Origin of the sequence: Prosthecobacter sp., from assembly GCF_029946185.1 — a bacterium.
In the GTDB taxonomy this organism is placed as follows: domain Bacteria; phylum Verrucomicrobiota; class Verrucomicrobiia; order Verrucomicrobiales; family Verrucomicrobiaceae; genus Prosthecobacter.
In genome coordinates this window covers 1-10,394 of record NZ_JAQSEA010000308.1, presented here as the reverse complement: position 1 = coordinate 10,394, position 10,394 = coordinate 1, and the positions used below count along the sequence as shown (strand labels likewise).

At 56.1% G+C, this 10,394-nt stretch carries 8 protein-coding genes; 3 read left to right on the top strand and 5 right to left on the bottom strand.

The genetic code is table 11. From position 1 onward, the window contains the following. From PSV43_RS25295 to PSV43_RS25275, 5 genes are all read right to left on the bottom strand, one after another. The coding region (locus tag PSV43_RS25295; RefSeq protein ID WP_300204341.1) for a type II and III secretion system protein at positions 1-1,831 on the bottom strand (1,831 nt) is incomplete at its 3' end. Between the two features lie 199 nt (positions 1,832-2,030). After that, entirely contained in the window at positions 2,031-3,023 is a 993-nt protein-coding gene (locus PSV43_RS25290; protein WP_300204338.1) for an Amuc_1099 family pilus-like system protein, read from the bottom strand. 38 nt (positions 3,024-3,061) lie between these two features. Next, entirely contained in the window at positions 3,062-4,042 is a 981-nt protein-coding gene (locus PSV43_RS25285) for an Amuc_1100 family pilus-like protein (RefSeq protein ID WP_300204335.1), read from the bottom strand. Positions 4,043-4,048: 6 nt separating this feature from the next. Continuing rightward, entirely contained in the window at positions 4,049-5,812 is a 1,764-nt protein-coding gene (locus PSV43_RS25280; protein WP_300204332.1) for an Amuc_1101 family PilM-like pilus complex protein, read from the bottom strand. Between the two features lie 54 nt (positions 5,813-5,866). Then, entirely contained in the window at positions 5,867-6,499 is a 633-nt protein-coding gene (locus PSV43_RS25275) for an Amuc_1102 family pilus-like protein (protein ID WP_300204330.1), read from the bottom strand. Between the two features lie 297 nt (positions 6,500-6,796). Here PSV43_RS25275 and PSV43_RS25270 point away from each other — a divergent pair, with 297 nt between their 5' ends. From PSV43_RS25270 to PSV43_RS25260, 3 genes are all read left to right on the top strand, one after another. Beyond that, positions 6,797-7,936 (top strand): substrate-binding domain-containing protein, encoded by a 1,140-nt coding sequence (locus tag PSV43_RS25270; protein WP_300204327.1) that lies wholly within the window; start codon positions 6,797-6,799, stop codon positions 7,934-7,936. Between the two features lie 23 nt (positions 7,937-7,959). Further along, positions 7,960-8,700 (top strand): YdjY domain-containing protein, encoded by a 741-nt coding sequence (locus PSV43_RS25265; RefSeq protein WP_300204324.1) that lies wholly within the window; start codon positions 7,960-7,962, stop codon positions 8,698-8,700. A 555-nt stretch (positions 8,701-9,255) separates the two neighbouring features. Continuing rightward, positions 9,256-10,394: prenyltransferase/squalene oxidase repeat-containing protein (locus tag PSV43_RS25260; RefSeq protein ID WP_300204322.1), on the top strand; the 1,139-nt coding region annotated here is incomplete at its 3' end.

Here is a 10,394-nt window from a genome sequence, read left to right as displayed (position 1 = left end):
TCTTGGTTGTCACGCTTGGGGCGCTCATCAAATCCACGCCTTTTTTCTGACTCAGACCGCGAATCACATTTTGAAACGCCGCATTGCCGAAAATGCCTGCCGTGGAGAAAATACCAGGAGCCACACTGGTGCTGGCGGTGGTCGAACCCGTCGTCAGCAGATTGTCAATGCTGCTGTTGTTAATGGCATACCCGCCTGTGCGATTTCCGGCAGTAACTGGGCCGCCACCGTATGGGAAGGGGGGCGTGCCTGCAGGATTAGCTAGAGTAATGGTGCTTGGATTGACAGCACCCAGCGGGATGACGCCTGCATAAGCACCAGCCACGGGAATGTTAGGGAACACCTGTTCAGTGCCCACAGTATAACCAGGAGTCGTCAAGTTCGACGTGAACGGGTAATCGGTAGAGTTATAGGCATTGCCATTGCCGGGGCTGCCACCACCAAAGACGAGGTTGCCCGAACCCAATCCACCAAGGAGCCAGTCAAAGCCGAGTTCCTCAGTGTTTTTCTGGGTCACTTCGACAAATTTGGAAGTGATAACCACCATCTTAGGAGCAAGTCGGGTGATGGACTCCACATAAGCTTCCACGAGATCCAAATTAGGCTGGGTGTTTCTGACCACCAGCTGTGAGTTGGCAGGATTGTAACTTGCTGAGGCCCCCTCTGGAAAGACGATCCCAGATGCTTCAAGAATCTGCCGGGCTGTCTTTCTTGTGATCAAACCACTTCCACCCGCTGCAGCACCACCGCCAGCAGCAAAAGGATCCGCTGCAGCCGCTGGAGCAGCAGCACCAGCCACATCTCCCCCTCCTGAACTCAAGAAGTCCGGCGGCACGCGATAGCTGCGTGTATACTGTTCACTGGCATTTTCAGAAATCGGCACCACCAAAACAGCGTGCGCCTCAACCTTGTATTTCATCTGAGCAAGTTCTGTGACGTAGCGAAGAGCCTCTGACATCGGCACATCCTTCAAGTCAAGGCTGATGGAAGCATTGCTTGGAGCCTCGCCCATGCGGAGAATGATGTTCACCCCTTTGACCCCGGACTTGTCCGTGAAGGTGTCCAAGTCACGGCTTTTAATCCGCAGGTATTCAACCGCTTCTTCAATGGTCGCCCCATCAAACTGCACCGTAGGGAAAATGATCTTGTTCATTTTTTCGGTCAGGAACGCACCAGGGCTGCGACCCACGCCATAGTCAAAGGTGACAGTGTTACCTTGCACTGGCACCTTGTCTTCCCATGACTCGGTCACCTGAGCCAGCATTTTGGCACGCTGATGGTCGTAAGCTGTCTTAAAATAGGCCTGCCGCTTGCGCTCAGCATTCTCCATGCCGCGCCGAGCAGCGCTATTGTAAGGATCAGTCCGCAAAACATCCTGATACTGTGAAATAGCAGCATCATACTGTCCGGTTTCAACAGAACTGTTTCCCAGCAAAAGGCCCGCCTGAACCTTACCCACGTTGGCCACGTGCTCGCCAGTGAGCGATGGCGGCCAGCGATCTGGGTCTTCAAGCTGCTTTAAGAAAGCCACAGCACCTTTATGCCCTGGGACGTAAACCATCGCACCTTCCAGCAATTGCCGGGACTCCTTGTAATTGCCCGTCTTGGCACGCTCTTGCGCAACCGTGACACTACAGTCGGCATACTTAAGTTTTGCCAGATCCAGCCAGTCACGGGTCAATGGCGCATTGGGCAGCGAATCGATGGCGCTTTTGTAAGAACTAAGCGCACCATCGTAATCCCCCTCACTGAACATTTTGTCACCGCGATCCATGGCAGTGCGTGCATCTTCAATGCGGGCATAACGCCGCGCGATTTCTTTATTGGCCATTCCAGCGGCAGTACTTTGACTTTGAGCCCTAAGCGAAGGCGTGGCCGCAGTCAAAACGAGGAGGGAAAGGTTGAACACCAGACGAGAGTGATGGGTCATAAGACAGACTGACAGTATTTTGTGGTAAAGAGAGATTAGTAACAGAAAAGGGCTAACTTTGGCGAGTTAATTTTTCGGCCGGATGAAAATAGCGAGGGGCTCAGCCCTGCTTAATTTCGATGGTTTCCTTGGTGGGTTTACCATCTGCACCGAAGGGTGAAATGATGGCTTTGGTTTCTTCTAGTTTGAGAATGTAAAAAGTCTTGCCCAAGCCGGGAAGCTGGAACGTACCACCCTCCTTCACACCAGGAATGATCTGACGCTTTTTCCAGCGAAATTCGAATTCAGCCTCATAATCTGCCAGATTAACTTCCTTGCCTTCCACCAATTCAAATTCCTTCTGGGTGGACAGATCCAGCATTTTCAGAACGAAAGCATCCTTGGGTCCAAATTTCGTTTCGACAGTTTCTTTCCGGGAGGAGAGAATCTTGAAGCGCAGCGTGTTTCTATCAAAACCAAACTCTTCATTGAGAGGCTTGAACACGCTGGTCTTGGTTGGCACCAGGCGCTGAATCTGGAACGTGCCGTCACTGCCACCTTTCAACATCAAGATGTAGTCATGGCTGATACGCTTGTTCAGAAACAACTTGTCCGTATACGGCGGCAAGGAGCTTGCATCACGGGGGTCAGTCTTGGCAGTGAACTCCTCCAAGTTGGAGAATCCGTCGTTGTCCGCATCCAACTGGCCCACATTGGGCGAAAAGATGTAGGGAAGTTGTGCTTCCGGCGGGCTTTTCGTCAGATCTCCCGTGAGAAAGAGATTGGTCATGGGCTCACGCAGCTTAGGCTCTGGCAGCAGGAGATCGAACAGCTTGCCGTCCTTCATCACCAGCATCACGGATTTGTTCAATGGCACCGCCTTGTCATTTCGCACCGGGGAAAGCCATGAATACTTTTTCTTCATGGTTTCGGTCGCGTCTGTCACCTTCTGGCTGGCGGGTGCATTCAAGTCGTTCTTCGAGAACCCCTGCGGCAGGGTAAGACTCTCCTCAAATCCTTGCGATTCGAGAATCAGAAACACTGCCACTCCAATTGCAAGGAGGGAGGAAATGATCAGAATGGTTTTTTCGTAGTTGCCCTGTTTGTTCTGCATGGTGCTGCTTTAAGGCTGCGGATTTAATTAAAGTAAGATCAACGTCCGGCAGGAGCCTGAACCGCAACCCCTGCGGCGGCGTCCAAAAATTTAACCAGATCAATTTCAAGCCTGACCTTCAGGAGCTCATTGCCAAAGACGGGAATAGCATCAACAAACGCCGGCGGTGGCGGTTTGATCTCATCCGTTGGTGCCTCTTCCGCTTTGACAGCGTTTGGGTTCTCCGCCTCCGGAGTGGGCAGCCGGACGTCAGAACGCAGCGGGCCATCCTGCGCCTGGTTCTCAATGCGCAGCAAGCGCAAGCTCGTGAAATAGGGCATGTCACTCGGGCTGGTCAGGCGGCTGATCAGCAACTGCAAGGGGCCTTGGTCCAAGGTCAATACCACCGAAATCTGACGCTTTTCAAGAATGTTGCCACCCACCTGCCCCTGCATTCCTGGATTGTTATTCCCTGGCGCAGCAGCCGAGGCAGCCGCTGCGGTCTCGACTGGCAGTTTGGAGCGTTCCAGCACGTCCACCGACTTGACACCGCAGTCCAGAAAGAGCTTCATCAGCTTATCCATGGCTTCAAGATAGCTGGCAAGTTCCGTGGCAGCGGCTGCGGATTTTGGCAGCGTGTGAGTGTAGTCATCAAAACCGAAGGCAAACTCTGCAGGAATCTGCATTTTCGATTGCACGTCCTTGCGGATTTCGGAAATTTTGGTTTTGAGTTTTTCTTGAAACTCAATGTCGTTCATGGGCACACTCGGCGGCTGAAGAATGAGCACCGTTTTTCCAAGGGTGTTCACCAGAGCGGCATACTCATTCACCACCGCCTGTTTGGCCTTGAGATTGGCATCCGTGGGTGCCAGTCGCGCTCCTTTCAGGCCGGCCACCTGGCCACCCAGGCCGAGATAGCCCTCCTTGGTTTCAGAATAGACGCTCCATGCATCAAACAACAGATAGCCAAGGGCCAGCGAGCCCACGACGATAACGCCAAGAATGGCGGCCAACGGTTTGTTTTCACGTATCCAGTCCATGATGCTTTATTGAAATTGCAGAGGATTGCGCAGAGGCATTTTAATTTCGAAGTGATAGGCGTAGCGCTCTTCATCCACACCACTGTCCACCTTCACATATGTGTCACGTTTCTTTTCAAAATCCGGCGTGTTGAACGCGTCCATCTTCGCCAGCTTGGCCGCAAAATCATACACCACCTTCTGCTCTCCAATTTCGTTTTTACGATACAGGCCCCGCATCCGCAGTGTGTAAACCGGCGCAACAGGAGCCCCAGCCCTGCCATTGGCGGCAGTATTGCTGGCGGCAGGACTGCTGTTATTTTCGTCACCGCCCCAAAGCGCTTTCGTGATAGGCTTGTCGTCCTTGAGCACTTCAATGACAGGCAGCCAGATAAGATCATTGTCGAACTGCTGATTGAGATCATTGAGCAAATGCGCCCACCACGAGCGGTCCGTCACCGCCTGTTCCAATTGCACACTGCGCAGACGAAGCTCTTCCTGCTTAGCGTCAAGCTGGCGGATTTCATTAGCCAGCCGGCTCAGCTCCGAACTCTCCACACTCAGGGCTGCAGAACGTTGTTCAATCACCGCACTCGCGCTCTTGAACCAGTAAATCGAGGCACTCAAGGCCCCCATCAGGCAGAGCCCGGCCAGAATCAAAGCAGGCGCACGCCGCGCAGCGTCACGCGAAGCAGCCAGCGCCCCGGGAACGAGCTCAATTTCGCAGGGGCAGGAACCCATGCCACGCAATGCCAGACCCACGAGTTCTCCAAGCGCTGGCGCATCCATCTGGGCGGCATCCGCGCTCACCCCACGATCAGTCTGCACACCACGCAGGCCGTTGTAGATCTCCACCGGCAGTTTCAATTTTTCCGCAAAAAATTCCGCAATGTATCCCGCCGAAGACCCCCCACCTGCGAGGAAGACACGCTTAGGTGCGCTGCCCCCCTGCTGACTGCGGTAAAAGGTGATTGTGCGCATGATCTCGGCATGCAGCCTCGTCATCGAATTGCGCATCACCTTGGACATGGCGTTGACGCCTTCATCCGGATGATCCTCCACCGCTCCACCAAGGGCGACGAAGCCCTGGGAACGTTTCTGGCGCTCAGCCTCAGCAAAGGGAATGCTGAATTCCTTGGCGATCGCGTTGGTGACCGCAGCACCGCCGACTAGCAGATTGCGGGTGAAAAAGCGATCCCCTTCAACAAACACCAAGTTCGTTGAGCGGGCGCCCATGTCCACAATCAAGGCAGGCTCGTCAATATCGGGATAGCTGTAACGAAAGGCGTTGTAGAGCGCCAGCGGCCCCACATCCATCCCCACCACTTTTACGCCGCAGGAGGTGACCTCCTGGTGCATCTCATTCAATGGCTCAAATTTCATGGCGGCCAGCACCACTTCGATCTCGCCCAAATCTGACTTGCTGACGACTTCGTAGTCCCAGGAAACTTCATCCAGCTGCCATGGCACATTCTGCCGCGCTTCAAATTCAACAATCTGCGCCAGCTTGTCCCCCTGCACCGGAGGCAGCTTCACAAAACGACTGAACACCGGATGACCAGGAACGGCACACCATGCTTTTAAACCCTTGATCTTCAACTTGATGGCGAGTTCCTGCAGCGCCATTTTCAATTGTGACAGGCGGCTGACGTCCATCGAAGGATCGCCGTCCAGTTCAATAATTTCATACCGCTTCAGGATGAGGTCCCCTCCCGACGTCTTGCCGAAAAGTGCTCCGCTGACACGCTGGGAGCCAAGACTGATGACTGCAATGCTGTTTGGATCTGCCATGCTGGATGAGGTAAAAAATCGCTGATCTACTGGAAACTGACGGAACGGCTGTGCTTATTTGGCTTTGACCTGCACATCGTAGTCACCGAAAATATTCGCAAAAGGCGTCTGCATCTTGTTCAGCAGCAATCCCTGCATCATGGCAAAAGCTTCTTTGTTCTCCCACCAAGCCTTGCTGCCCACGCTCGACTTTGCCGCAATGACTTTGCCTTCCGCCACAAATTCGACCCCCCAGCCCTGAATGTCCGAAGAGGCTGAGATGAAATCTTTTTGGAAAATGGATTTAAGCGCGGCGGGGGCGATGTAGGCCAGAGCATGGCAGGGTTCATCCGCAGGGATGTCCACCAAATCCAAGGTCCCCATGACCACCTCACGTTTGCCATCCTTGGTCATGTGCTGCAGTGCCACGTAAATGTTGAGCTGCATTCCCGCATACGTGCCTTTTCTCCCACCTGCTTCCTCAGGAAGCTTGATGTCAAACTCCACATCCAGCTCAATCCAGTTTTTCGGAGTCCACCGCTTCATCTTGACGTTGGACGCTTCGAGCATCGGCGTCGGCTGCTCCTCCACCGTCACACCCTTGACTCGCAATTTCACCCCGGGCATTTTTTCCCCAGTCGCCGGAGCTTGTGCCTGAAGGACATTGGCAAGGAGAAGAGATGCGAGAATCAAGCTGATGGATTTCATTATGTGGACTGGTTGTTCCTATATTTAAAAGTTTTATCAGCAAAACACCCTTCGCATCAAGCAGGGATTCGCAGAAAGATGCGAAAAGACGTCACTACCCCGAAAATTCCGTCTTCAAACGACACATCCGTCTCCAGGCGACAGCGATGTTTGTATTGTGGCTCATTACGATAGGTCAGGGGCGGGAGGGCGGAGTTTGTGGCAATCCCGTCAGAGTGCAAGCAAAAGACAGGGGGGGATTTCGTGAACATCTCAGGCTTGTGCAAGTCTGACTTCAAAGTCTACAATACCTTCACCATGATGTTCTCCCGCACTCGCCCCGCCGCCCTTTTTCTTGGCATGCTCTTCCTGCTAGCCGCATGCGATCCGTCGGATGGCACCGATGTGGAACAAGCAGTCAGCGATCTGGAAAAACAGAAGCTGGAAAAAGTAGCTCCGCCGGAAAGCCCCCCTCCACCTCCTCCTGGCAGCCCCCTTCCTTCCCCCGGCCTTCTTGCCGCCACCGGCCTCGCCGCCAAAGATGAACGTGCTAAGATCGTTCTTCTCCTGCCTGACACACGCATCGCCATGCAGGAATTCCAGCGCAATGGCCTCGCCATGCTCGTCGGCAGGCAGATCGGCTACCAGCTCACCACCAGCGACGCCGCCGGCAGCAGCACCCAGCAGATCGAACAGTTCCGTCAGGCCATCGCCGCCAAGCCCGCCGCCATCATCATCTGTCCCATCGATCCCCCTTCCGTGGCGGCCCTCATCGTCGAAGCACAGACCCATGGCATCATCGTCATCGGCCTCGACAAACGCATGCTCAATGAAGGCTGCACCAGCATCGTGTTCAGCGACCAGCGCAAAGTCGGCCGAATGGCCGCAGACACCATCATCGAAGCCCTCAAACGCAAAGCTGCCGAAGAAAACCGCACCGAAATCACCGGCCGCGTCGTCCAGCTCCGTGGCACCGCAGACAGCTACTCCACCAATGAGATCGCCGAAGGCTTCAGCGAAGGCCTCCGCACCCAGTCCGGCGTCATCCTCGTCCATGACGCCCCGGCAGACTGGACCACGGAAAATGCCACGAAGTGCACCACCGAAGCCTTCAACCTCCAGAAAAACTTCGACGCCATCTATGCCCAGAGCGACGCCATGGCCATCGGCGCCGCCAAAGCCGCCGAAACCGCCGGCCAGCGTGAAACCGTCATCATTGTCGGCACCGACGGCCTCTCCGGCCAGAAACGCGGCCTCGAACTCGTTCGCCTCGGTGAGCTCGACGCCTCCGTCGTTCAGCCCGCCCTCGTTGATCTCGCCCTCCACATCATCACCAAAATACGCAGCGACAACACCTTCAAACCCCAGCTCTCCTATGAAATCCAGCCCGTGGTGATCCTGCCCAAAAATGTCGATCAGATGCTCCGCACCGGCACCTACAAACTGCCAAATCTGTAAACCCATCCCCCTCCCCTTTTGCCATGTTGCGCCAGCTCACCGCCCTCGCCCTCCTCATCACCTGCGCGCACACGTCCGCGCAAGACGCCGCCGAGCCCAAGCCAGACGCCAAAGCACAGCTCGAAGCCGCGCAAAAGCTCGTCAAGCAAGTCTCCCCCGGCGTCTTTGATCTCAACGGCATCCAGATCACCGCCGCCACCCGCGAGCTGCGCATCCCCTGCTCCATCCTCCATCAAAAGCTCCCCATCGAGTACGCACTCTGCCACGAAACTGGCGAGAAAGTCCATGAGACCGTCCTGGAGACCAAGGTCAGACCCATCCAAATCCAGCTCGCCCTCCTCCTCGCCAATTACCAGCCCGGCACCCTCGGCATCCTCGAAAAGCTCGATCCCAAAGCCGAGCGCCCCTACAACGCCAAAGACACCGCGCCCAAAACCCCCGGAGCCAACCGCATCGCCATCCACGTCGAATGGAAAGACGGCGACAAAATCAAAAACGTCCCCCTCTCCGACTTCATCCAGAACATCGAGAAACGCCAAACCCCCGACGACCTCGACACCTGGATCTTCAACGGCTCCATCATTGATGAAACCGGCTTCGCCGCCGAGCAGACCGGCTCCATCATCTCCACCTACGTGGATCGCGCCGCCATCATCAACTCCGCCGCCAAAGGCAACGAGCGCGACGACCTCTGGATCAGCATGCCCGCCAACATCCCCGCAGAAGAGACCAAGGTCACCCTCATCATCACACCCGCGAAATAGCACCGCGTTTTCCGAAACACGAGGAGCCCCCTCAGCCAAGTCGCTTGGACATCGAAAGGATCTTCGAATCTGTCGCAGAGCAGAGCAGAGCAGAGCAGAGCATAAATTCAATCTCTGCCACGAATGGCACTCGGTTATGCCCATGTTTCGTACGCATTGCCGTCTGGATCTTAGCACCAAAGGTGCGGCGGACTCAGGTTACCGCACCAGCCCTCCGGGCAGCAAACCCAGCACATTCTGCACACACCGACTTCACTAGCAGCGTCATCACCGCACAGCCGCCACTGCCAGCGTCCGTTGGCTCCCAAAATCCACGATGAATGCCCTTAACCGAGTGCCATTCATCTCTGCCACCTCTGCCACCTCTGCCCCTTTGCACCTCTGCGGTAAACCGAGCCTCCCCAGGCACACCGCACCGGAAATGAACTTTGCCGACCTCCATAACGGTCAAAAACCGCCCCCCACTCTCCCGCCATGGACAAGAACCGTCCACCCTCCGAGACGCCACCCTTGTCCATTGACGCCGCGCCCTTTCCACATCCAGTGCTCCTTACCATGAAAATCCCCGCCCTCCTCCTCACCCTGGCGATCGGCACCACCGCCGCCTTCCCCCAGGCCGCCACCCAGGCCTCGCGCAACGAATCCCTCAAGCAGGAGCTCCGCCTCGGCGTCGAGCGCGGCCTCAATTTCCTGCGCGACAAGCAAAACACCACCACCGGTCAGTGGGGCGAGGCCGAGCCCGTTGCCATCACCGCCCTCGCTATCATCGGCATCATGCTCGATCCCAACCGCAAGCCCGGCGATCCCGTTCCCGCTGAAGTCGAAAAAGCCACCAAGTTCCTCATCAGCAATGCCCGGCCCGATGGCGGCATCTTCACCAAAGCCCGTGGCAACTACAACACCGCCGTCGCCCTCACCGCCCTCCTCCTCAACAACAAGCCCGAAAATGAAGAGGTCATGCTCAAAGCCCGCCGCTATTTAATTCGCAGCCAGGTGGACCTCGACGAAAAAGGCAAGCAGGACAACCCCCTCGACGGCGGCATCGGCTACGGCGACGACAAAGGCATGCACGCCGACATGTCCAATCTCACCTTCGGCCTCGAAGCCCTCTACTACTCCCAGTCCCTTCTCGCCGACAAAGGCGACGCCGCCAAGAACGAGCCGCAGTTGAACGTAGCCGCCGCCATCGACTTCATCCAGCGCTGCCAGAACCGCCCCGAAAGCAACAAATCCGCCTGGGTCAGCAAAGACCCCGACGACGCCGGCGGCTTCATCTACAACCCCACCGAAACCCGCGGTGCCAAAGTCACCAACCCCGACGGCAGCATCTCCCTCCGCAGCTACGGCAGCATCAGCTACGCCGGCCTCCTTAGCTTCATCTACGCCGGCGTCGAAAAAGACGACCCCCGCGTCAAAGCCGTCATCGAGTGGCTGCAGAACCATTACAGCGCCGACGAAAATCCCGGCCTCGGCGCCGCCGGCCTCTACTACTACTACCAGACCATGGCCAAGGCCCTCAGCATCGCCAAGATCGACTACATCAAAACCAAAGACGGCAAGCTCATCGACTGGCGCAAAGACATCACCGAAAAACTCCTCAGCCTCCAAAAAGGCGACGGCTCCTGGTCCAACACCGAAGGCCGCTGGATGGAATCCGACCCCATCCTCACCACCACCTACATCCTCATGGCCCT

What these genes read in the sequence shown, in the direction of transcription:
- PSV43_RS25290 (WP_300204338.1), bottom strand. Translation starts at nt 3,023, where the DNA reads ATGCAGAACAAACAGGGCAACTACGAAAAAACCATTCTGATCATTTCC.
- PSV43_RS25265 (WP_300204324.1), top strand. Translation starts at nt 7,960, where the DNA reads ATGTTGCGCCAGCTCACCGCCCTCGCCCTCCTCATCACCTGCGCGCAC.
- PSV43_RS25285 (WP_300204335.1), bottom strand. Translation starts at nt 4,042, where the DNA reads ATGGACTGGATACGTGAAAACAAACCGTTGGCCGCCATTCTTGGCGTT.
- PSV43_RS25275 (WP_300204330.1), bottom strand. Translation starts at nt 6,499, where the DNA reads ATGAAATCCATCAGCTTGATTCTCGCATCTCTTCTCCTTGCCAATGTC.
- PSV43_RS25270 (WP_300204327.1), top strand. Translation starts at nt 6,797, where the DNA reads ATGATGTTCTCCCGCACTCGCCCCGCCGCCCTTTTTCTTGGCATGCTC.
- PSV43_RS25280 (WP_300204332.1), bottom strand. Translation starts at nt 5,812, where the DNA reads ATGGCAGATCCAAACAGCATTGCAGTCATCAGTCTTGGCTCCCAGCGT.